We start from the raw sequence: 22,444 nt of genomic DNA, 5'->3' as shown, positions 1-22,444 counted from the left end.
TAACTGCACTTTTCCAGCCTATAGTGCGGAATGTTCTCGATATGACCAGAGAACATCATTCCGTAATCAAGATGTCTTTGCCCCGGTCCTCAACGCCGGGGCTTTTTTCGCCCTCTCCCCCAACCCGCGCATATATTAAATTTTTTATATTCATGTTTTACTATGGCTGAAGCCTAAAAATTCAGCATAACATGCAGATGCAGACGTCTTCTGCCTGGGAGTCATTCTACGTCATGTCGGATATTATCCTTGCCCGTGTTTCAGAAACCCTCGCCACTGAACAATCCCTTGAAAGCCTCGTTCGTCAGTTACTGGAGATGCTGGAGATCGTGACCGACATGGAGTCAACTTACCTCACTAAAGTGGATATCCAGGCCCGGCTGCAGCATATCCTCTACGCCCGCAACAGCAAGCAGATGACGATCCCCGAAGGGTTGAGCGTTCCCTGGGATGAAACGCTGTGCAAGCGCGCGCTGGATAGCGATACCCTGTTCAGTAACGACGTCCCCGAACGCTGGCCTGAATGTGAAGCGGCAAAAGCGCTTGGCATTACTACCTATATGAGCATCCCCGTCCATCTTGCCGATGGTTCATTGTACGGAACGCTCTGCGCCACCAGCACGGCGAAGAAACCCCTCAGCGAGCGCGGTGAGCAGGTGCTGAGATTATTCGCGGGTTTGATTGGCCAGTACATCCAGAAGGAGTCGCTGGTCACCCAGCTTCGCGAAGCCAACGCGGCCCTCATTGCGCACTCTTATACCGATGCCCTGACCGGTTTACCCAACCGTCGTGCCCTGTTTGAGGATCTGACCACCCTGTTTTCGCTGGCCCGGCACCTGAAGCGTAACGCCATCATCGCGTTTATCGATCTGGATGATTTCAAACTGATTAACGACCGTTATGGACACGAAGCCGGTGACCAGTTCCTGGTTGAAGTGGGCAAGCGTCTGACGGAAGGAAAGCAGCAGGACGACATCATTGGCAGGCTGGGTGGTGATGAGTTTCTGGTGGCGTCGCTGGGCCAGCCCCACAGTGAAGGCGATATCACGCAGGTCACCCTGCTCAAAACGCGTCTCAGCGCCTGTATTGCCGGTGAATACTGGCTGGGCAGCGTTCACATTATCTATCCGGGAGCCAGCCTCGGCGTTATCGAAGTTGACCCAGGCGCAACCGATCCGGACAGCGCATTACGTGCCGCGGACGTCGCGATGTATCAGGATAAGAAAGGAAAAAGCAAAACACGCTTTCTCACTATGGATTAACCCCGTACACTCTACGGCGTTATAGAAACCGAAACAGGTGATGGTATGAGAATAGGGATCCTCTTCCCGGTCGTTATTTTTATAACGGCGGTGGTCTTTTTAACATGGTTTTTTGTCGGCGGTTATGCGGCTCCAGGAGCATAAATGCGCAAAACAACCGTCATTATGCTGATCGTTGCCCTCGCGGTATTCGCCGGCACGCAGCTTGGCTGGTGGTAAACCCGCAACGTAAAAAGGCCGCCATCTGGCAGCCTTTTTTAACGCTTACAGGGCTTAGCTTTTGATCTTTCTGTAGATAAACAGAACAACCAGTGCACCAATCACCGCGACGGCGAAACTACCGAAGTTAAAGCCATCGACCTTGCCAAACCCGAACAACGTACTGATCCAGCCGCCGACTACCGCGCCGACAATACCCAGTATTACGGTGACGATAAACCCACCGCCATCTTTGCCCGGCATGATCCACTTCGCCAGAATACCCGCAATAAGCCCAAAGATAATCCAGGATAAAATTCCCATAACGTTCCTCTCTGTATGGTTTTTGTCATTAAATCAACGACACAAAAAAGAATAGCACAGGATCTGAGAAAGGAAATTCGTGATAAGCATCACAACGAGAGAGTGCGTAACGATTAGCCAGCGGACAGATCGCACCACATGAAATGTAGGGTTGCATCTTTTATTGAGAAAGATTATCTTTCTCAATACTGAATAGTTGAGAGAAATACTCAGGTATTCAGTACGACATTGCTCACATTGCTTCCAGTATTTCTTGCCCACTCCTGAGTGGGCTTTTTTTTACTCATAATCCAACAAACGTATAACGATTACGTCCGGCGCGTTTTGCCTGGTAGAGTGCCTGGTCAGCGGCAATAATCAGGTTCTGCTGGCTGCCTGCGATGTCGACGGCGCGCGCAGTGGAAATCCCGACGCTGACCGTAACCCGCCTGAAGGGGCTAAAAGCATGATCGATTTGCAGGGAATAGACATTGCGAATAATGGTCTGCGCCAGACGAAGCGCCTCCTGAATATCCGTATCAGGTAATATCAGAGCGAATTCCTCTCCGCCATATCGCGCCACAGTCTGGTTATCACGGGTCAGGCTCTCCCGGAGACTGTTACCCAGCAGTGCCAGGCACCGGTCCCCTTCCGGATGACCGTAGTTATCGTTGTATTTTTTAAAGTAGTCCACATCCACAAGGAGCATCGATATCGGCGCGTCATGGGCAGCACACCGCGCGATTTCCGAGAGGATCCTTTCATCAAAGATGCGGCGGTTGTACAGCCCGGTCAGCGCATCCTCAGAGGCGATAATTTTTAGCGCTTTGTTATCCCGCGCTTTTCGGGACAAGTCGGAATAGAGGAACCATGACGCAACGATGAGTATCGCCGCGAAAACGAAAATCAGTACCGCCAGCTGAATGGCCTGTTTGCGCCAGGGAGAGAGAGCTTCATCAATGCTGACGGCCACGGTGGTGACCAGCCCGTAGCGTTTGTTTTTCTCATAGGCATAAATGCGCTCGATTTTATCAAACCGCGAGATGGAGCTGGCTATCCCTGTATTTTGTACCTTGAGGTATTTCCTGAAGAGGGGTGAGTCAGAAACAATGGTGCCGATATAGGTATTTTTAAAAGGATAACGGACCAGTAGCACGCCAGATTGTGTCGTTAAGCCAATCACCCCCGAGTGACCGATATTAATCTGTCCGTACAGCGCGAGAAAATTCTCGATACCCAGCGTGACCACCACGACACCGTTAAAAGCCCCGGAGGGGGTTTCAAGGCGCCGACTGATGGTGATCACCCATTTACCATTGGTTCTGCTTACCACCGGCTCACCAATAAAAATCTGCTGATTTTTATTTTCCTTATGGTAGATAAAAAATTCTCTGTCCGAGCCTTTACGCGGCCCGGTAAAACTTTCGTGCAATGCGGTAAAGATATCGCCCTGTGCATTGTAAACAACCACATTATTAATCTGGGTAAGAAGATTATCCTGATCGTTTATCATCCGCTGAATATTGATCGCCTGTTGCGCGGTCATGCCATAAATTTCGATCATGTCGGAAACGGTAGTAATTAACATTTCACTTTGGCGCATGATCCCCTCGGTGTAGACATCAAGGGTATGGCTCAGGTTGGCGACGCTGGTATTAATTTGCTGGATTGACTGCTGTCTGGACGTGGCAATTTGGACGGCAAGCGACAACGAGATGATCAAGGAGACAATGATGACGGTAATGGTTGTTGTGTAAAAAGTATTTTTCACATGCACGAGCTATTCCACCTTATCACGCCTGACGTCCCTGGCTGACAACTCTTGTCACTGTAACAAAGCTCAGGATAAGAGGAAAATGAATTGCACTTAAGCATACAACAGAAGCTCGTCTTTATTTCTTTTTTCACCGCCTGGCGACCGCCTTATTCCAGGCGCACTGCAAAGGGCGAGGTTTTTACAGACTTACGGCCTCCCTGGGCTTAGATAAAATGATTTTAATAAAGTCTATATAGGAGACGGGTTTACCAAAATAATATCCCTGTAACAGGGTAATCTCATTACGGTTGAGATACTCCAGTTGCTCCTTCGTTTCTACACCTTCCGCCACAATACGCAGTGAGAGTTTTTTCGCGAGATCAATAACGCAGTCCAGCAGGATCGTGGAGTCCTTCTCCTCTGACACCCGGTTCACAAAACTCTTATCAATTTTAATGTAATCAATGGCAAGCGCATTAAGGCACGATAGCCCGGAATAGCCCGTACCAAAATCATCCAGGGCAATGACAAAACCGGCCTTATGCAGCAGATTGAGGTTTTCCACCAGGTGAGGATTATCAACCAGCGGCTCACGCTCGGTTACCTCGAGCACCAGTTTGACTTCTTTCCCCTGAAACCCTTTGCCGAACACGCGGCAATCGCCGATGAAAGAAGGAGCATCGATGTGCCTGGCGCTGATGTTCACCCCAATATGAAAGCCGTCCGGCAGTTTCGACAACAGCGGCTTAAGCTGAGTAACCACTTTCGCCATTAACCCTTTGGTCAGCGGGATAATCAAACCGCTACGTTCAGCAATCGGGATAAAGACATCCGGCGGGATAAAGCCTGATTTCGGATGTTTCCATCGGGCCAGGACTTCCACACCGTACAATCCGCCGGTATCACCCTTCACGATGGGCTGATAATAGGGAACAATCTCCCCCTGCAAAATGGCCTTACGCAGATCGTCTTCAATGGAGGTGCTTTTTCCCTTGTAGCGGTGGATTAAAATGCCCACCGTCACGGAAAGCGCGAGAATGAGCAATATCAGACGCCATCCCTGCTGCAGGATCATGACGACACGCTGATGCGGTTTTAACGCGGCCTCTGTCCCTGACACCCGTTGTCCGCTACGGGTACAGACCTGAGCCGCACTGACGGCTGTCGCGGTATGAATATTATTCTGTTTCGCCAACTGCCCGTTAACGATCACAATACCGCTCAGAAAGAGAAAAAGAGTACTGACAATAGCGATCGTTACGTTGCGCACGATGTTTTCCTTAATAGAAAAAATAAGCATGGATGTTTGAAGACAAGTCTGTGGCAAACCCGGCGTACCTTAATAGCAATGAAAAAAGCTTAGCTGAGATTTATCTTAAAAAACTGATGCTTTCGTATGAGTTCATCCGCCTGATAGTGCTCACAGGCTGCGACTGTCGGGCTTGTGCCTTACCCTGGCTGTGTTAATATTTGAGCAATCAGGGAGTGGACAGGATCGCTGGAAAATGAAAAAAATGATTGCCGTTGCTATCGTTTCAACGCTTCTGGTCCTCCTCTCTCTTTATGCGGTCAATGCTGTTATCGTGGGTCAACAGAAGAGCAAACAGCGTGAAATATCCCATACCCTCTTACGTTATTCAGAAGATCTCTCCCAAAGCGTAGCGCTGGCCCTGAAAAGTATTACGACACAAGGGTGCGATAAATCCAGTCTCGATAGCTACAGACAAATAAAGCTGGATAGCCTCTATTTCGGTGATATCGGTTTTATTGAAAATGGAAAAATAGTCTGTACCGCGTTTTGGGGAAAACTTGCCACGCCCATTGCGCTTCCCACAGAACTGCATAAAACGCCGAGAGGCTTTCTGCTGGCGCAGTTTTCCAGAAAAGATTTTTTCACAGGCAATGCGGCTATTTATAACAATATTATTATTTTCACCTCCCGCTATGCTTACGATAAATTCACCCCGGTTACGGCAAGCTATTCGCTGAGCGCCACCACCAAAGACCTCAGCAGAACGTTTTTTACCACCGCCCCTGAGTTAACGCAGCAGAGCTGGCTGCATTCGACGTTGTTTACCCTGACCCTTACCCGGTGCAGCGCCTTCTGGGACCTGTGTGTTATTGTGACGCATCACGACGCAGGGCTGGCCTCGTTACCCCCGTTTATCTTTGCGCTTCTGGCTGTCATTTTATATTTTATCTGGGTCGCGATAACGCTCTTTATCTTCCGTCTTTATGAAGATCGTTTTTCGCTGGAACGCACGCTGATTAAAGCCGTGTTAACGAACACCATCAGCGTTAACTATCAGCCGATTATTCGCATTCACGATCAAAAAATAGTGGGCGTAGAAGTGCTGTCGAGATGGCGCGATCAAAAACAGGGGGATGTTTCCCCGGAGCTTTTCATTCCATTAATTAAGAAGATTGGTCTCTATAAAAAATATTATTGTAACATTATCGAAAAATCGCTCTCTGAAATCGCTCCGCTGGCGATTAAACATCAGCTGATTGTCTCACTTAATGTTGGACGCAAGGAAATTGAAGACGGCCAGTTTATTCACGTTTTGCAGCGAGTCTGTTTGGCCAATCACCTTCCCCTCTCCCTGGTAAAGGTTGAGCTCTCTGAAAAAGCCGTTTCCAGCGCCGATATTCTCGAGGGATTTTGTCAGGAGCTTAAAGCGCTCGGCGTTAAAATATCAATCGATGATTTTGGCGTGCAAAACTCCAACCTCGCCAGACTGTCGCTGCTCGAATATGATGAAATCAAAATCGATAAGTCGCTGGTTGATGGCATCAGCGAGCATTATAAGCAAAATATTTTTGTGATCTTTAGCGACGCGCTGGCAAAACTGAATAAAACCCTGGTATTTGAAGGGGTGGAAAATGAAATACAGTATCGCTTCATTGCTGACAGATATCCCGATGCGCTAATCCAGGGATGGTACTTTTCTAAATCACTCACCCGCAGTGAGCTGGCAAAACGACTCACCGGCGTCGCCTATTCTGCGGAATAAATGACTGTGGTCCGATAGCGTGATGCCGAGCGGTCAGGCAAAGCATCAGCATAATGGTGTTTGAGGCAGGTTATTCATTTCCCCACTGATTGAGGAAATTCGCAATATCATCAATACGGGTAGCGCGGATCCCAGCCTCTGCGGCCATCTCTTGCTGAGCGTCCTCGCTTATCTCCTCATTCTTCGCTAAACGGTTGAGCAGCAGCTGGAAATAATGTGCCAGCGCATCATGCTCAGACTCTGCGACCTGCTCTGCCGCTTCCGACGCGTATTCCTCGGCAATGTCATAATATTTCAGTGGGATAGTGTTGTTCATAACAGTCTCGTCGCTAACCAGTAAGGGTAAAGGCACCAGTATATCGGACGCCTTCCCGCAACCAAAGCCTTGCTTCAGATGAGTAACGCAAGCAGCGCTGCGAGCGCGGGCATGGCTTGCACATAAAGAATTTTTCGGCTGGCGGTGACTGCGCCGAATAGTCCGGCAATCAACACGCAGACCAGGAAGAAGATCGCCACCGGAATACCTTTTTCGCCAAGCCAGAGGCTCCAGAGCAACCCCACCGCCAGAAAACCGTTATACAGCCCCTGATTTGCGGCCAGCACGCGGGTGTCGCGCGCAAAGTCGGGACGCAGATTAAAGGCCTTATGACCGGTTTTGGTATTCCACAGGAACATCTCCAGCACCATAATATAGAGATGAATTAACGCAACAACCGTGATAAGGACGGTGGCTAACATCGTGTTGTCTCCCACAGGCAGAGGCAAAAAAAACGGGAACCCTCAGGCCCCCGCTCTTGTTTAACCCAGAATCTGGATTACATGTTCGCGATAATCGCGTCGCCAAACTCTGAACATTTCAGCAGTTTAGCGCCTTCCATCAGACGTTCGAAATCGTACGTTACGGTTTTCGCGTTAATCGCGCCTTCCATCCCTTTAACGATCAGGTCTGCGGCTTCGAACCATTCCATATGACGCAGCATCATCTCTGCGGACAGGATGATCGAGCCTGGGTTCACTTTGTCCTGGCCTGCGTATTTTGGCGCAGTACCGTGGGTCGCTTCGAACAGGGCGCACTCGTCACCGATGTTCGCGCCAGGGGCAATACCGATACCGCCAACCTGAGCGGCCAGGGCGTCAGAGATGTAGTCACCGTTCAGGTTCATACAGGCGATCACGTCGTATTCCGCTGGACGCAGGAGGATCTGCTGCAGGAACGCATCGGCGATCACATCTTTAATGATGATCTCTTTGCCGGTGTTCGGGTTCTTGATTTTCTGCCATGGGCCGCCGTCGATCAGCTCGCCGCCGAACTCTTCTTTCGCCAACTGGTAGCCCCAGTCTTTGAACGCGCCTTCGGTGAACTTCATGATGTTGCCTTTGTGAACCAGGGTCACAGAGTCACGGTCGTTGGTGATCGCGTATTCAATGGCCGCACGCACCAGACGCTTGGTCCCTTCTTCGGAGCATGGCTTGATGCCGATACCGCAATGCTCAGGGAAGCGAATTTTCTTCACGCCCATCTCTTCGCGCAGGAATTTAATCACTTTTTCTGCATCTGCAGAGTCAGCTTTCCATTCGATACCGGCGTAGATGTCTTCTGAGTTTTCGCGGAAGATAACCATATCGGTCAGTTCTGGGTGCTTAACCGGGCTTGGGGTGCCCTGATAGTAACGAACCGGACGCAGACAGACGTACAGGTCCAGCTCCTGACGCAGTGCCACGTTCAGGGAACGGATACCGCCGCCAACTGGCGTCGTCAGTGGGCCTTTGATCGCAACGCGGTATTCGCGGATCAGGTCCAGCGTTTCAGCTGGCAGCCAGACGTCCTGGCCATAAACTTGAGTCGATTTCTCACCGGTGTAAATTTCCATCCAGGAAATTTTACGCTCGCCTTTGTAGGCTTTCTCAACAGCGGCATCAACCACCTTCAGCATTGCCGGGGTAACGTCTACACCGATACCGTCACCTTCGATGAACGGGATAATCGGATTGTGAGGAACGTTAATCTTGCCGTTTTGCAGGGTGATCTTTTTACCTTCCGCCGGAACAACTACTTTGCTTTCCATTAACCTCTCCTTCGAGCGCTTCTGGTTGTTACTGATCTTATGTTAATAAATTGTAATGAGCCCTTCGATAGTACCTGATTGTCCGACGCCATGAAAGGTCTTCGTTATTAGGCTATAATGCGGCAATTGATAACGCCTGAAAATACCATGAAGAAAACTTCTTTTACAAAACACCGGGTTGAGCGATTCAGCTCGCGACAAGCCGCCAGAAGACCGCAACAAACCCAGCCAAAGCGGGTGATTTTGTTCAATAAACCCTACGATGTTTTGCCGCAGTTTACCGACGAAGCCGGACGCAGCACGTTGAAGGACTACATTCCTGTTCAGGGGGTCTACGCGGCCGGTCGTCTGGACCGTGACAGCGAAGGCCTGCTGGTCTTAACCAACGACGGCGCGCTGCAGGCGAAGCTCACCCAGCCCGGGAAACGCACCGGAAAAATTTACTTCGTCCAGGTGGAAGGAGAGCCGGATGACGAGACGCTGGAAACATTACGCAAAGGCGTCACGCTGAACGATGGCCCCACCCTGCCCGCAGGTATTGAGCGCGTGAATGAACCGGCGTGGCTGTGGCCGCGCAACCCGCCTATCCGCGAACGCAAATCGATTCCGACCAGCTGGCTCAAAATCACCCTTTATGAAGGCCGCAACCGTCAGGTTCGGCGCATGACCGCACACGTTGGCTTTCCGACCCTGCGCCTGATCCGCTACGCCATGGGCAACTACACGCTGGAAACGCTCGCCAACGGTGAATGGCGGGACGTTACCTCTTAAGGAGTCACTATGTTTAAACCTCATGTCACGGTTGCCTGTGTGGTCCACGCCCAGGGGAAATTCCTTGTGGTGGAAGAGAGCATTAACGGCAAAGCGCTGTGGAATCAGCCTGCCGGACACCTTGAAGCCAATGAGACCCTGCTGCAGGCGGCGAAACGCGAGCTGTGGGAAGAGACCGGTATTCACGCTGAGCCCCAGCATTTCATCCGTATGCACCAGTGGATTGCGCCCGACAGCACCCCGTTCCTGCGTTTTTTGTTTGCCGTTGAGCTTAGCGAAACGTGCGCCACGGAACCGCAGGATGACGATATTGACCGCTGCCTGTGGGTCACCGCCGACGAGATCCTGAACGCGCCAAACCTGCGCTCGCCGCTGGTTGCGGAAAGCATTCGCTGCTGGCAATCTGCCGGTCGCTTACCGCTGGATGTCATCGGCGCATTTAACTGGCCGTTTACAGAGGGTGTCAATGGTGGGGGGGCGTGATAGAATACGCCGCCTTGAAGTTCAATGTCGTGAGTATTCCATGTCAGATAACAGCCAGAAAAAAGTAATCGTCGGCATGTCCGGCGGTGTCGATTCCTCCGTTTCCGCCTACCTGTTACAGCAACAGGGCTATAAGGTGGAGGGCCTGTTCATGAAGAACTGGGAGGAAGATGATGGCGAGGAATACTGCACTGCCGCAGCGGATCTCGCCGATGCGCAGGCCGTGTGCGATAAGCTCGGCATTGAACTGCACACCGTTAACTTTGCCGCAGAATACTGGGACAACGTTTTTGAACTGTTCCTCGAAGAGTACAAAGCCGGACGTACGCCAAACCCGGATATTCTGTGCAACAAAGAGATCAAATTTAAAGCCTTCCTGGAATTCGCCGCGGAAGATCTGGGCGCAGACTACATTGCGACCGGTCACTACGTGCGTCGCGCAGATGTGAATGGCAAAAGCCAGCTGCTGCGCGGTCTGGACGGCAACAAAGATCAGAGCTACTTCCTCTATACGCTGAGCCACGAGCAAATCGCCCAGAGCCTGTTCCCGGTTGGCGAGCTGGAAAAGCCGCAGGTGCGTAAAATCGCGGAAGAGCTGGATCTGATCACCGCGAAGAAAAAAGATTCTACCGGCATCTGCTTCATCGGCGAGCGCAAGTTCCGTGATTTCCTCGGTCGTTACCTGCCGGCACAGCCGGGCAAAATTGTCACCGTCGATGGCGACGAAATTGGCCAACACCAGGGGCTGATGTACCACACGCTCGGCCAGCGTAAAGGCCTGGGTATCGGCGGGACCAAAGAGGGTAGCGAAGATCCGTGGTACGTTGTCGACAAAGATGTCGAAAACAATATTCTGGTTGTGGCCCAGGGACACGACCATCCGCGTCTGATGTCCGTTGGCCTTATCGCGCAACAGCTGCACTGGGTCGATCGTGAGCCGTTAAAAGGCACACTGCGCTGCACGGTGAAAACACGTTACCGTCAGACCGATATTCCCTGCACCGTGACTGCGCTTGATGACGATCGCATTGATGTGCGTTTCGACGAGCCGGTTGCCGCCGTCACCCCGGGTCAGTCTGCTGTCTTCTACAGCGGCGAAATCTGCCTGGGTGGCGGGATTATTGAACAGCGCCTGCCGCTGCCCGCTGTTTAACACGATTGCACACATAAAGGAGACCGTGTGGCGAAGAACTACTATGACATCACCCTGGCACTGGCGGGAATATGCCAGTCAGCCCGTCTGGTGCAACAGCTGGCACATCAGGGTCATTGCGACGCTGATGCCCTGCACGTTTCACTCAACAGCGTTATCGACCTCAACCCCGGCTCTACCCTGGGTGTGTTCGGCGGCAGTGAAACCAATCTTCGTCTCGGTCTTGAAACCCTGCTTGGCGTGCTCAACGCCAGTAGCCGTCAGGGGTTAAACGCAGAGCTGACCCGCTACACGTTAAGCCTGATGGTGCTGGAGCGTAAACTGAGCGCGGCAAAAGGCGCGCTCAATACCCTGGGCGATCGGATTGCCGGGTTACAGCGTCAGCTCGACCATTTTGACCTGCAGTCCGACACGCTACTGAGCGCCATGGCCGGCATTTATGTCGACGTCATCAGCCCGCTCGGCCCGCGTATTCAGGTCACCGGCTCCCCTGCTGTGCTGCAAAGCCCACAGGTACAGGCAAAAGTACGCGCCTCCCTGCTGGCAGGGATCCGTGCCGCCGTGCTGTGGCACCAGGTTGGTGGTGGCCGCCTGCAGTTAATGTTTTCTCGTAATCGCCTGACCACTCAGGCAAAACAAATTCTTGCTCATTGTTAACCTCCCGGAGTTGCGAATTATGGAATTATCCTCACTGACCGCCGTATCCCCTGTCGATGGACGCTACGGCGATAAAGTCAGCGCGCTGCGCGGGATCTTCAGCGAATATGGTTTGCTGAAGTTCCGTGTTCAGGTTGAAGTACGCTGGCTGCAAAAGCTGGCCGCCCAGGCAGCAATCAAGGAAGTTCCTGCTTTTGACGCCCAGGCAAACGATTACCTTGATAAAATCGTGGCTGAGTTCAACGAAGAAGATGCTGCGCGCATTAAAACCATTGAGCGCACCACCAACCACGACGTAAAAGCGGTTGAGTATTTCCTGAAAGAGAAAGTGGAAAGTGTTCCTGCGCTGCACGCCGTGTCTGAGTTCATTCACTTCGCCTGTACCTCAGAAGACATCAACAACCTGTCCCACGCCCTGATGCTCTCCACCGCACGTAAAGAAGTGGTGCTGCCATACTGGCGTAAAATCATCGACGCAGTGAAAGCGCTGTCCGTGGAATACCGCGACATCCCGCTGCTTTCCCGTACCCACGGTCAGCCAGCTACCCCCTCCACAATGGGTAAAGAGATGGCGAACGTAGCGTACCGTATGGAGCGCCAGTATCGTCAACTGGAGCAGGTTGAGATCCTCGGCAAAATCAACGGTGCTGTCGGTAACTATAACGCCCACATCGCCGCGTACCCGGAAGTGGACTGGCACCAGTTCAGCGAAGAGTTCGTGACCTCGCTGGGCATTCAGTGGAACCCGTACACCACCCAGATTGAGCCGCATGACTATATTGCGGAGCTGTTTGACTGCATCGCACGCTTCAACACCATTCTGATCGACTTCGATCGTGACGTGTGGGGCTACATCGCGCTGAACCACTTCAAACAGAAAACCATCGCCGGTGAAATCGGCTCGTCAACCATGCCGCACAAAGTGAACCCTATCGACTTCGAAAACTCCGAAGGCAATCTGGGTCTGGCGAATGCCGTGCTGCAGCATATGGCCAGTAAACTGCCGGTATCCCGCTGGCAGCGCGACCTGACCGACTCCACCGTACTGCGTAACCTGGGCGTGGGCATTGGCTACGCGCTGATCGCTTACCAGTCCACCCTGAAAGGCGTGAGCAAACTGGAAGTGAACCGCGATCGTCTGCTGGACGAACTGGATCACAACTGGGAAGTGCTGGCAGAGCCGATTCAGACCGTCATGCGTCGTTACGGTATCGAAAAACCGTACGAGAAACTGAAAGAGCTGACCCGCGGCAAACGCGTTGACGCCGAAGGCATGAAGCAGTTTATCGACGGTCTGGCCCTGCCAGAAGAAGAGAAAACGCGTCTGAAAGCGATGACCCCGGCGAACTACATTGGCCGCGCCATCACCATGGTCGACGAGCTGAAGTAATATCCCCTCCCCCCTTTCCGCCCGGAAAGGGGGTTGCTTTTCCCCGGTTTACTCAATGTTTATCCCCACAGCAACATAATCAGCGTTAAACTATTCATACTATTCATTCTGGGAGAAAAGATGATGCGCGTACTGGTTGTTGAGGATAACGCATTGCTACGTCATCACCTGAAGGTTCAGCTTCAGGAGATGGGACATCAGGTGGACGATGCTGAAGATGCAAAAGAAGCCGATTATTATCTCAATGAACACCTGCCGGATATCGCCATTGTCGATTTAGGGCTGCCCGATGAAGACGGCCTCTCGTTGATACGTCGCTGGCGCAGCCATGATGTTTCCCTGCCGGTTCTGGTTCTGACCGCCCGTGAAGGCTGGCAGGATAAGGTCGAGGTGCTCAGCGCGGGAGCAGATGATTACGTTACCAAGCCGTTTCACATTGAAGAGGTGGCGGCCCGCATGCAGGCCCTGCTACGCCGTAACAGCGGACTGGCTTCACAGGTTATCTCCATCCCGCCTTTCCAGGTTGACCTCTCCCGTCGGGAATTAGCGATCAACGATGAAGTGATCAAGCTAACCGCCTTCGAATACACCATTATGGAAACGCTGATCCGTAACAGCGGCAAGGTAGTGAGTAAAGATTCCTTAATGCTTCAGCTCTATCCTGATGCCGAACTGCGCGAGAGCCATACCATTGATGTGCTGATGGGACGTTTACGTAAGAAAATCCAGGCACAGTATCCGCAGGACGTCATTACTACCGTCCGTGGCCAGGGCTATCTGTTCGAATTACGCTAAATGAGACGGATCTTGCGCCATATTTTGCCCCTGTCGCTGCGGGTACGTTTTTTACTGGCAACGGCTGCCGTCGTGCTGGTGCTGTCGCTCTCCTACGGCATGGTCGCGCTGGTAGGTTACAGCGTCAGCTTTGATAAAACCACCTTTCGCCTGTTGCGTGGCGAAAGTAATTTGTTTTATACCCTGGCGAAGTGGGAAAACAACAAAATCACCGTCGAGATGCCGGAAAATCTCAACCAGCAGAGCCCCACGCTGGCCCTGATTTATAACGAAAAGGGCAAACTACTCTGGGCGCAGCGTGATATCCCCTGGCTGGTCAAAAGCATTCGGCCGGAGTGGCTCAAAACCAACGGATTTCATGAAATTGAAGCCGATCTCAATACCACCAGCTCGCTGATCCGGGAAGATCGTTCCCTGCAGCAAAAGCTGAACGAGATCCGCGCCGATGATGCCGAAACCGAGATGACGCACTCCGTTGCGATTAATCTCTATCCGGCGACACTGAACATGCCGCAGCTGACCATCGTGGTGATCGACACCATTCCGGTCGAGCTTAAGCGTTCCTATATGGTCTGGAGCTGGTTCGTCTATGTGCTTGCGGCGAATCTGCTGCTGGTGATCCCGCTGCTGTGGGTCGCGGCGTGGTGGAGCCTGCGGCCCATTGAGTCACTGGCGAAAGAGGTTCGCGAGCTGGAGGAACATCATCGCGAGAAGCTTAATCCGGAAACCACCCGTGAGCTCACCAGCCTGGTACGTAACCTCAACCGCCTGCTGAAAAGTGAACGCGAACGCTATGATAAGTACCGTACCACCCTGACCGACCTGACCCACAGCCTGAAAACGCCGCTGGCGGTCATGCAAAGTACCCTGCGTTCCATGCGCAGCTCCACGCTAAGCGTGGATGATGCCGAGCCGGTCATGCTGGAACAGATCAGCCGTATCTCCCAGCAAATTGGCTATTATCTGCATCGTGCCAGTATGCGTTCCGGAAGCGCGCTGCTGAGCCGCGAACTGCATCCCGTGGCTCCGCTTCTGGATAACCTCACTTCCGCCCTCAACAAGGTATATCAGCGTAAAGGGGTGAACATCAGCCTCGATATCTCGCCTGAGATAAGTTTTGTCGGTGAGAAAAATGATTTTATGGAAGTGATGGGCAACCTGCTGGATAACGCCTGTAAATACTGTCTGGAGTTCGTGGAAGTGTCTGCGCGTCAGACCGATAACGAACTGCATATTATCGTTGAGGATGATGGTCCGGGTATCCCGCGCAATAAACGCGATGTGGTGTTCGATCGCGGTCAACGCGCTGATACGTTGCGTCCCGGCCAGGGGGTGGGACTCGCCGTGGCCCGGGAGATTGTTGACCAGTACGACGGAAAGATCGAAACCGGCGAAAGTTTGCTGGGCGGTGCCAGAATGGAGGTCATTTTTGGCCGTCAACAGCCTGCATCGAACGATAGTTAACCCGTTATGTGAAAAATGCGAGGATCTCGCAGCCGGGGGGCTGAGCTTCCGTTATAATCCGAGTCAGTAAGAGCCTGCGGAATAAAAAAATATGGATTATCACTTAACACTTAACTGGCCCGAGTTTATTGAACGCTACTGGCAAAAACGCCCGGTGGTTCTTAAACGCGGGTTCAGCAATTTTGTCGACCCTATCTCCCCTGATGAGCTGGCCGGTCTGGCTATGGAAAACGAAGTCGACAGCCGCCTGGTCAGCCACCAGGACGGGAAATGGCAGGTCAGCCACGGTCCTTTCGAAAGCTACGATCATCTCGGCGAAAACAACTGGTCGCTGCTGGTGCAGGCGGTCAACCACTGGCACGAGCCGACGGCCGCATTAATGCGTCCGTTCCGTGCCCTGCCCGACTGGCGCATGGACGATCTGATGATCTCCTTCTCGGTGCCGGGCGGCGGCGTGGGTCCGCATCTGGACCAGTACGACGTGTTTATCATTCAGGGGACGGGCCGCCGCCGCTGGCGAGTGGGCGAAAAAGTGCCCATGAAGCAGCACTGCCCGCATCCGGACCTGCTTCAGGTTGATCCGTTTGAAGGGATTATCGACGAAGAGCTGGAGCCGGGAGATATTCTCTACATTCCGCCAGGATTCCCTCATGAAGGTTATTCCCTGGAAAACTCACTTAACTACTCCGTCGGGTTCCGCGCACCCAGCGGCCGCGAGATGATCAGCGGGTTTGCCGATTACGTTCTGCAACGCGAGCTGGGCAGCTATCGTTATAGCGATCCGGATGTGCCTGCGCGCGAGCATCCGGCAGACATCCTGCCTGCGGAGCTCGATAAGTTGCGCGGCATGATGCTGGATCTGATCAACGAGCCGGAACATTTCAGACAGTGGTTTGGTGAGTTTATCAGCCAGTCTCGTCATGAGCTGGACGTTGCGCCGCCAGAGCCGCCGTATCAGGCCGACGAAATTTATGATGCCCTTCAGCAGGGCGACAAGCTGGTACGTCTGGGCGGATTGCGCGTGCTGCGCATTGGTGAGGATGTCTTCGTCAACGGTGAGAAGCTGGACTCCCCGCACCGTCCGGCGCTGGATGCCATTGCCAGCCATCTGGTGTTGACCGCCGAGACCTTTGGCGACGCGCTGGAGGACCCGTCCTTCCTCGCGATGCTGGCTGCGCTGGTCAACAGCGGGTACTGGTTCTTTGAGGACTGAGTCGCCATAACGCCCGGTGGCGCTTCGCTTACCGGGCCTACGATCGTGGGTTTTGTAGGCCGGGTAAGGCGCAGCCGCCACCCGGCTTTTTACTTCCGCTCCCCCGCCGCAAAATGCTCGATCTCTCCCGCCCAATCCACCGGATACACGCCTTCCCGAACGTCACGATGAAATGTTGAATACGGCCAGTCGCTGACCTTACTGACATAACCGTGTTTTACAGGATTGATGTAGATGTAATCCACATGCCGCCGGTAGTCCTCTTCGTTACGAATGGTGTGCTCCCAGAAGCGTGGTTGCCAGATGTAGCGCATGTCAATGTTGCGGCTAAAAGTCTTTTTGATGTCGCGCCAGCGGGCGGAAAAATCACTGTCTCCTTCTGGTAGGGTCCAGATACAGTGCATATGTTCAGGCAAAATAACCCAGGCGTTTATGGTGAAGGGCTTCGCACGTTTAACCATTGAAGTGGCGGAACGCAGGCTATCGATATGGCGGGTAAGCAAATCGCTCTGACGGTTTTGCAGGTTGACGGTGAAAAACCAGGTGCCACCGGGGACGTAATGGCGACGATAGTTTGACATAGGCACTCCTTTGCCTCAATGCCGGGTGGCGGCTTCGCCTTACCCGGCATACTTTCAGCAAAACGCGACTACCGCTTCGCGGTTAACTCCGCGATCCGCACAATCACCTTCACCGCTTTTTCCATCCCTTCCAGCGTGACGAACTCATGTTTACCGTGATAGTTGTAGCCACCGGTAAACAGGTTCGGGCACGGCAGTCCCATAAACGACAACTGAGAACCGTCGGTACCGCCACGAATCGGTTTTAATACCGGTTCAATATCGCAGTCACGCATGGCCTGCTGGGCAATATCAAGAATATGCGGATGGGCCATCACCTTCTCACGCATATTGTAATAACTGTCTTCGATGATGAGCTCGATATAGCAGTCAGGGTGTAAGCCCTTCCCGACCTTTTTGGCGATCTCCATCATCTTGCGCTTGCGCGCCTCAAAGGCTTTGCGATCAAAATCGCGGATGATGTAGTGCATCTGGGCGCTGTCCACGGTGCCTTTGATGCTGGTCAGGTGATAGAACCCTTCATACCCTTCCGTCTGTTCAGGGCTCTCATCCGCCGGGACTTCCGCATGAATTCTGGAGGCCAGCGACAGCGCGTTCACCATGACGCCTTTCGCCGAACCGGGGTGAACATTGTTGCCGACAATTTTGATCGTCACGGACGCGGCGTTGAAGTTTTCATACTCCAGTTCACCAACGCCGCCGCCATCAACGGTATACGCCCACTGCGCGTTGAAGGCTTCCACGTCGAAATGTTTTGCGCCTTTACCGACCTCTTCGTCCGGAGTAAAAGCCACCCGGATATCCCCGTGGGGGATATTTTTTTCCTTCAGTACCGCCAGCGCCGTCATGATTTCCGCGATACCGGCCTTGTCATCCGCCCCCAGCAGCGTTTTCCCGTCGGTGGTGATCAGCGTCTGACCCAGCAGCTGGTGCAGCACCGGGAACATCACCGGGGAAAGTACCTCGTCACCGATCCCCAGCGCAATGTCGCCGCCACGGTAGTTTTCAACAATCTGCGGGTTCACATGTTTACCGCTAAAGTCCGGAGAGGTGTCGACATGGGAGATAAAGCCAATCGCGGGAATGTCACCCGGGACATTCGCCGGCAGCGTTGCCATCACAGTGCCTTTTTCGCTTAACGTGACGTTGACCAGCCCCATGGCGTCAAGCTGCTCTTTAAGCAGGTTTAATAGCTTCCACTGGCCTTCGGTGCTCGGCACCTGGCGGACACCCGGTTTAGATTGGGTATCCAGCGAAACGTACTGTAAAAAACGCTCAAGTAATTTATCCATGCAGTCACCCTCACTTTTTGTGACAACATTATCAATAAGCATCAAAACGCAAATATTGCGTCAGGTCACTTTTATCCCGCAAACGAGAATATTTTCCGTTTATATCGTTACACGTCAGTAAATGTAGCTTATGAATCAGTGACAAGGATTGGCGATTGCGGGGGATTGCCGTAGAATGTCCGCCCTCATTACGAGTCACCAAGGTGGTTACACACAAACCCCGCTTCAGTCTGCTGCCTGAGGCGTCTATATGGGACAGCGCAAAAATTGAATACACAATCCCGTTCACGTGCGCCGCTGGTGCAACTGGAACGAATTCGTAAAAGTTTTGATGGTAAAGACGTTATTTCCGACCTCAATCTCACCATCAATGACGGTGAGTTTCTTACGCTGCTTGGCCCCTCTGGCTGCGGCAAAACCACCGTACTGCGCCTTATCGCCGGGCTGGAAAGCGTCGATAACGGTCAAATCCTTCTTGAAAACCAGGACATTACGCGGGTTCCCGCCGAAGATCGTCACGTCAACACGGTCTTTCAAAGCTATGCCCTGTTCCCGCACATGACGGTGTTTGAGAACGTGGCGTTTGGCCTGCGGATGCAAAAAACCCCGGCGAACGAGATAGAACCGCGCGTCACCGACGCCCTGCGCATGGTGCAGCTTGAGACGTTTGCTAAGCGTAAACCGCATCAGCTTTCCGGTGGTCAGCAGCAGCGTGTGGCCATCGCCCGCGCCGTGGTCAATAAACCTCGCCTGCTTCTGCTGGATGAGTCCCTCTCGGCGCTGGATTACAAACTGCGCAAGCAGATGCAGAACGAACTTAAGGCCCTGCAGCGTAAGCTCGGCATTACCTTTGTCTTCGTCACTCACGACCAGGAAGAGGCCCTGACCATGTCCGACCGTATCGTGGTGATGCGTGACGGCAAAATCGAGCAGGACGGCACGCCGCGTGAAATCTACGAAGAGCCGAAGAACCTGTTTGTCGCAAGCTTCATTGGTGAGATCAATATCTTTAACGCCACGGTGATTGAACGTCTGGATGACCAGCGCGTGCGGGCCAGCGTTGAAGGTCGCGAGTGCAACATCACCGTAAATTTCCCCGTCGAGAAGGGGCAAAAGCTCAACGTTCTGCTGCGCCCGGAAGATCTGCGCGTTGACGAAATTCACGGCAACACTGAGGCCGAAGGGCTCATCGGCTATATCCGCGAGCGCAACTACAAAGGGATGACGCTGGAATCCGTCGTTGAACTGGAGAACGGCAAAATGGTGATAGTCAGTGAGTTCTTTAACGAGGACGACCCGGACTTCGACCACTCTCTCGACCAGAAAATGGTTATCAACTGGGTAGAAAGCTGGGAGGTTGTGCTGGCTGATGAAGAACACAAGTAAGTTCCAGAATGTGGTGATTGCCACGATCGTCGGTTGGCTTGTGTTGTTTGTCTTTTTACCCAACCTGATGATCATCGCCACCAGCTTCCTGACCCGCGATGACGCTAGCTTCGTTTCGCTGGTCTTTACGCTGGACAACTACGCGCGCCTGCTCGATCCGCTCTATTTTGACGTGCTGCTGCACTCGCTCAATATGGCGCTGATCGCCACGATTGCCTGCCTGGTGCTGGGTTATCCTTTCGCATGGTTCCTCGCGGGTCTGCCGCAAAAGGTGCGCCCGCTGCTCCTGTTTTTGCTGATTGTGCCGTTCTGGACCAACTCACTCATTCGCATCTACGGGCTGAAAATTTTCCTCAGTACCAAAGGCTATCTCAACGCGTTTCTGCTGTGGCTGGGGGTAATTGATACCCCGATCCGCATCATGTTTACGCCTGGCGCGGTCATTATCGGTCTGGTCTATATCCTGCTGCCGTTTATGGTGATGCCGCTCTACTCCAGTATTGAGAAGCTGGATAAACCGCTGCTGGAAGCGGCAAAAGATCTGGGGGCGAATAAGCTGCAGACTTTTATCCGCATTATCATCCCGCTGACGATGCCTGGCATTATCGCGGGTTGTCTGCTGGTGATGCTTCCGGCGATGGGGCTTTTCTACGTGTCTGACCTGATGGGCGGCGCGAAAAACCTGCTGATTGGTAATGTCATCAAGAGCCAGTTCCTGAATATTCGCGACTGGCCGTTCGGCTCTGCCACCAGCATAACGCTAACAGTGGTGATGGGTCTGATGCTGCTGGTCTACTGGCGCGCTTCACGACTGCTGAACAAGAAGGTGGAACTCGAATGATCGGTCGACTGCTTCGCGGCGGTTTTATGACCGCCATTTATGCATACCTGTATATCCCGATTATCATTTTGATCGTGAACTCATTTAACAGCTCGCGTTTTGGGATCAACTGGCAGGGCTTCACCACCGACTGGTACAGCCTGCTGATGAATAACGACAGCCTGCTGCAGGCCGCGCAGCACTCGCTGACGATGGCGATCTTCTCCGCCACCTTCGCCACGCTGATTGGTTCGCTCACCGCCGTGGCGTTGTATCGCTACCGATTCCGCGGAAAACCGTTTGTCAGCGGTATGCTGTTTGTGGTGATGATGTCCCCGGACATCGTGATGGCGATTTCGCTGCTGGTGCTGTTTATGCTTTTGGGCGTTCAGCTTGGCTTCTGGTCACTGCTGTTTTCACATATCACCTTCTGCCTGCCGTTTGTGGTGGTGACGGTCTTTGCACGCCTGAAAGGGTTCGACGTGCGTATGCTGGAGGCGGCGAAGGATCTGGGCGCCAGCGAGATGACTATCCTGCGCAAAATCATCCTGCCGCTGGCGATGCCTGCTGTTGCCGCGGGATGGCTGCTTAGCTTTACCCTGTCGATGGATGACGTGGTGGTCTCCTCCTTCGTGACCGGGCCGAGCTATGAAATTCTGCCGTTGAAAATTTATTCGATGGTGAAAGTCGGCGTTTCACCTGAGGTGAACGCGCTGGCGACCATTCTGCTGGTGTTTTCGCTGGTTCTGGTGATCGCCAGCCAGGTTATTGCTCGTGATAAAACAAAATCTCAGGGGACAATGAAATGAAAAAAATGCTCGCCGCTGCGGCGCTGGTGCTTGGCATGGGTGCCGCGCATGCTGATGACAGCAAAACGCTCTACTTCTATAACTGGACCGAGTATGTGCCGCCGGGACTTCTGGAGCAGTTTACGAAGGAGACGGGCATCAAGGTTATCTACTCGACCTATGAGTCGAATGAAACCATGTACGCCAAGCTGAAAACCTACAAGGACGGCGCGTACGATCTGGTCGTGCCTTCCACCTACTTTGTCGACAAAATGCGCAAAGAGGGCATGATTCAGAAGATCGATAAAACAAAGCTAACCAATTTTTCAAATCTCGATCCGGAGATGCTTAACAAACCGTTTGATCCCAATAACGACTACTCTATTCCGTATATCTGGGGTGCGACCGCGATTGGCGTGAACAGCGATGCCGTCGATCCGAAAACAGTGACAAGCTGGGCCGATCTGTGGAAACCAGAATACAAAGGCAGCCTGTTGTTAACCGATGATGCGCGCGAAGTGTTCCAGGTGGCGCTGCGCAAGCTGGGTTATTCAGGCAACACGACGGATCCGAAAGAGATCGAAGCGGCGTATAACGAGCTGAAAAAGCTGATGCCTAACGTGGCGGCATTCAACTCTGATAACCCGGCAAACCCGTATATGGAAGGCGAAGTGAATCTGGGGATGGTCTGGAACGGCTCTGCCTTTGTCGCCCGTCAGGCTGGCACGCCGCTTGAGGTGGTCTGGCCGAAGGAAGGCGGGATCTTCTGGATGGATAGCCTCGCTATCCCGGCCAATGCCAAAAACGTGGACGGTGCGCTAAAGCTGATTAACTTCCTGCTGCGTCCGGACGTGGCGAAACAGGTTGCTGAGACGATTGGCTACCCAACACCCAACCTGGCTGCGCGCAAGCTGCTTAAGCCTGAGGTGGCGAACGATAAATCGCTTTATCCGAATGCCCAGACCATCAGCAAAGGGGAGTGGCAGAATGATGTCGGCGACGCCAGCCGCCTCTACGAAGAGTATTACCAGAAATTAAAAGCGGGCCGATAA

At 52.9% G+C, this 22,444-nt stretch carries 23 protein-coding genes; 15 read left to right on the top strand and 8 right to left on the bottom strand.

The window, feature by feature from the left end; genetic code table 11:
• The first annotated feature begins 233 nt into the window (after positions 1-233).
• Together GM298_RS15825 and GM298_RS15820 are read left to right on the top strand one after the other, a co-directional pair.
• The gene (locus GM298_RS15825; RefSeq protein WP_025758194.1) at positions 234-1,262 is read left to right on the top strand and encodes a sensor domain-containing diguanylate cyclase; all 1,029 of its coding nucleotides are present in this window, start codon (positions 234-236) and stop codon (positions 1,260-1,262) included.
• Positions 1,263-1,307: 45 nt separating this feature from the next.
• Positions 1,308-1,406, top strand: a complete 99-nt coding sequence (locus GM298_RS15820) for a YoaK family small membrane protein (RefSeq protein WP_049003319.1) — start codon at positions 1,308-1,310, stop codon at positions 1,404-1,406.
• Positions 1,407-1,535: 129 nt separating this feature from the next.
• Here the strand turns inward: GM298_RS15820 and GM298_RS15815 are convergent, their stop codons facing one another.
• From GM298_RS15815 to GM298_RS15805, 3 genes are all read right to left on the bottom strand, one after another.
• Positions 1,536-1,784, bottom strand: coding sequence for a GlsB/YeaQ/YmgE family stress response membrane protein (locus GM298_RS15815; RefSeq protein ID WP_008500746.1), 249 nt, complete (start codon positions 1,782-1,784; stop codon positions 1,536-1,538).
• A gap of 283 nt (positions 1,785-2,067) precedes the next feature.
• On the bottom strand, positions 2,068-3,540 hold the full coding sequence (locus GM298_RS15810) for a diguanylate cyclase (RefSeq protein WP_416347238.1): 1,473 nt from the start codon (positions 3,538-3,540) through the stop codon (positions 2,068-2,070).
• A gap of 178 nt (positions 3,541-3,718) precedes the next feature.
• Entirely contained in the window at positions 3,719-4,789 is a 1,071-nt protein-coding gene (locus tag GM298_RS15805; protein ID WP_266154475.1) for a cyclic diguanylate phosphodiesterase, read from the bottom strand.
• Positions 4,790-5,024: 235 nt separating this feature from the next.
• Here GM298_RS15805 and GM298_RS15800 point away from each other — a divergent pair, with 235 nt between their 5' ends.
• Positions 5,025-6,533: a cyclic diguanylate phosphodiesterase gene (locus tag GM298_RS15800; protein ID WP_025758189.1), complete on the top strand. Its 1,509-nt coding sequence runs from the start codon at positions 5,025-5,027 to the stop codon at positions 6,531-6,533.
• Positions 6,534-6,603: 70 nt separating this feature from the next.
• On the opposite strand, the gene GM298_RS15795 is transcribed toward GM298_RS15800, so the two are convergent.
• From GM298_RS15795 to icd, 3 genes are all read right to left on the bottom strand, one after another.
• A complete protein-coding gene (locus GM298_RS15795) occupies positions 6,604-6,849 on the bottom strand; it encodes a DUF2543 family protein (protein ID WP_266154474.1) in 246 nt (81 codons plus the stop codon).
• Between the two features lie 74 nt (positions 6,850-6,923).
• A complete protein-coding gene (locus GM298_RS15790; RefSeq protein ID WP_262783505.1) occupies positions 6,924-7,271 on the bottom strand; it encodes a DUF1304 domain-containing protein in 348 nt (115 codons plus the stop codon).
• Between the two features lie 77 nt (positions 7,272-7,348).
• Positions 7,349-8,599 (bottom strand): NADP-dependent isocitrate dehydrogenase, encoded by a 1,251-nt coding sequence (gene icd, locus GM298_RS15785; protein WP_025758185.1) that lies wholly within the window; start codon positions 8,597-8,599, stop codon positions 7,349-7,351.
• A 117-nt stretch (positions 8,600-8,716) separates the two neighbouring features.
• Here icd and rluE point away from each other — a divergent pair, with 117 nt between their 5' ends.
• The 8 genes from rluE (at position 8,717) to GM298_RS15745 (ending at position 16,525) form a co-directional block, all read left to right on the top strand.
• Positions 8,717-9,370 (top strand): 23S rRNA pseudouridine(2457) synthase RluE, encoded by a 654-nt coding sequence (rluE, locus tag GM298_RS15780; RefSeq protein WP_045284970.1) that lies wholly within the window; start codon positions 8,717-8,719, stop codon positions 9,368-9,370.
• A gap of 9 nt (positions 9,371-9,379) precedes the next feature.
• Entirely contained in the window at positions 9,380-9,853 is a 474-nt protein-coding gene (locus GM298_RS15775; protein ID WP_059385735.1) for an NUDIX hydrolase, read from the top strand.
• 40 nt (positions 9,854-9,893) lie between these two features.
• Positions 9,894-11,006, top strand: a complete 1,113-nt coding sequence (mnmA, locus tag GM298_RS15770; protein WP_045284972.1) for a tRNA 2-thiouridine(34) synthase MnmA — start codon at positions 9,894-9,896, stop codon at positions 11,004-11,006.
• Positions 11,007-11,033: 27 nt separating this feature from the next.
• Complete coding sequence (hflD, locus tag GM298_RS15765) at positions 11,034-11,663, top strand: high frequency lysogenization protein HflD (RefSeq protein WP_008500756.1); 630 nt, start codon at positions 11,034-11,036, stop codon at positions 11,661-11,663.
• Between the two features lie 19 nt (positions 11,664-11,682).
• Positions 11,683-13,053, top strand: coding sequence for an adenylosuccinate lyase (gene purB / locus GM298_RS15760; RefSeq protein ID WP_047958292.1), 1,371 nt, complete (start codon positions 11,683-11,685; stop codon positions 13,051-13,053).
• Between the two features lie 123 nt (positions 13,054-13,176).
• Positions 13,177-13,848 carry a two-component system response regulator PhoP gene (phoP, locus tag GM298_RS15755; RefSeq protein ID WP_045285019.1) on the top strand — a complete coding sequence of 224 codons (672 nt, stop codon included), beginning with the start codon at positions 13,177-13,179 and terminating at the stop codon, positions 13,846-13,848.
• Positions 13,849-15,312, top strand: coding sequence for a two-component system sensor histidine kinase PhoQ (gene phoQ / locus GM298_RS15750; protein ID WP_025758178.1), 1,464 nt, complete (start codon positions 13,849-13,851; stop codon positions 15,310-15,312). It abuts the gene before it with no gap.
• A gap of 91 nt (positions 15,313-15,403) precedes the next feature.
• Entirely contained in the window at positions 15,404-16,525 is a 1,122-nt protein-coding gene (locus tag GM298_RS15745; protein ID WP_025758177.1) for a cupin domain-containing protein, read from the top strand.
• Between the two features lie 89 nt (positions 16,526-16,614).
• Here the strand turns inward: GM298_RS15745 and GM298_RS15740 are convergent, their stop codons facing one another.
• Both GM298_RS15740 and pepT read right to left on the bottom strand, forming a co-directional pair.
• A complete protein-coding gene (locus tag GM298_RS15740; RefSeq protein WP_025758176.1) occupies positions 16,615-17,106 on the bottom strand; it encodes an REP-associated tyrosine transposase in 492 nt (163 codons plus the stop codon).
• Positions 17,107-17,174: 68 nt separating this feature from the next.
• Entirely contained in the window at positions 17,175-18,398 is a 1,224-nt protein-coding gene (gene pepT, locus GM298_RS15735) for a peptidase T (RefSeq protein ID WP_045284975.1), read from the bottom strand.
• A 237-nt stretch (positions 18,399-18,635) separates the two neighbouring features.
• On the opposite strand from pepT, the gene potA reads away from it, so the two are divergent.
• From potA to potD, 4 genes are read left to right on the top strand one after another with little or no spacing between them, the layout of a single operon-like run.
• Entirely contained in the window at positions 18,636-19,784 is a 1,149-nt protein-coding gene (potA, locus tag GM298_RS15730; RefSeq protein ID WP_266154490.1) for a spermidine/putrescine ABC transporter ATP-binding protein PotA, read from the top strand.
• Positions 19,768-20,625, top strand: a complete 858-nt coding sequence (gene potB, locus GM298_RS15725; protein ID WP_045284977.1) for a spermidine/putrescine ABC transporter permease PotB — start codon at positions 19,768-19,770, stop codon at positions 20,623-20,625. Before potA ends, potB begins: the two co-directional genes overlap by 17 nt.
• The gene (gene potC, locus GM298_RS15720; RefSeq protein WP_008500765.1) at positions 20,622-21,413 is read left to right on the top strand and encodes a spermidine/putrescine ABC transporter permease PotC; all 792 of its coding nucleotides are present in this window, start codon (positions 20,622-20,624) and stop codon (positions 21,411-21,413) included. Before potB ends, potC begins: the two co-directional genes overlap by 4 nt.
• Positions 21,410-22,444: a spermidine/putrescine ABC transporter substrate-binding protein PotD gene (gene potD / locus GM298_RS15715; protein WP_266154471.1), complete on the top strand. Its 1,035-nt coding sequence runs from the start codon at positions 21,410-21,412 to the stop codon at positions 22,442-22,444. The genes potC and potD overlap by 4 nt, the downstream gene beginning before the upstream one ends.

The organism is Enterobacter sp. HSTU-ASh6, from assembly GCF_026319105.1.
Lineage (GTDB): Bacteria > Pseudomonadota > Gammaproteobacteria > Enterobacterales > Enterobacteriaceae > Enterobacter > Enterobacter sichuanensis.
This window is presented reverse-complemented; position numbering and strand designations above follow the sequence as displayed.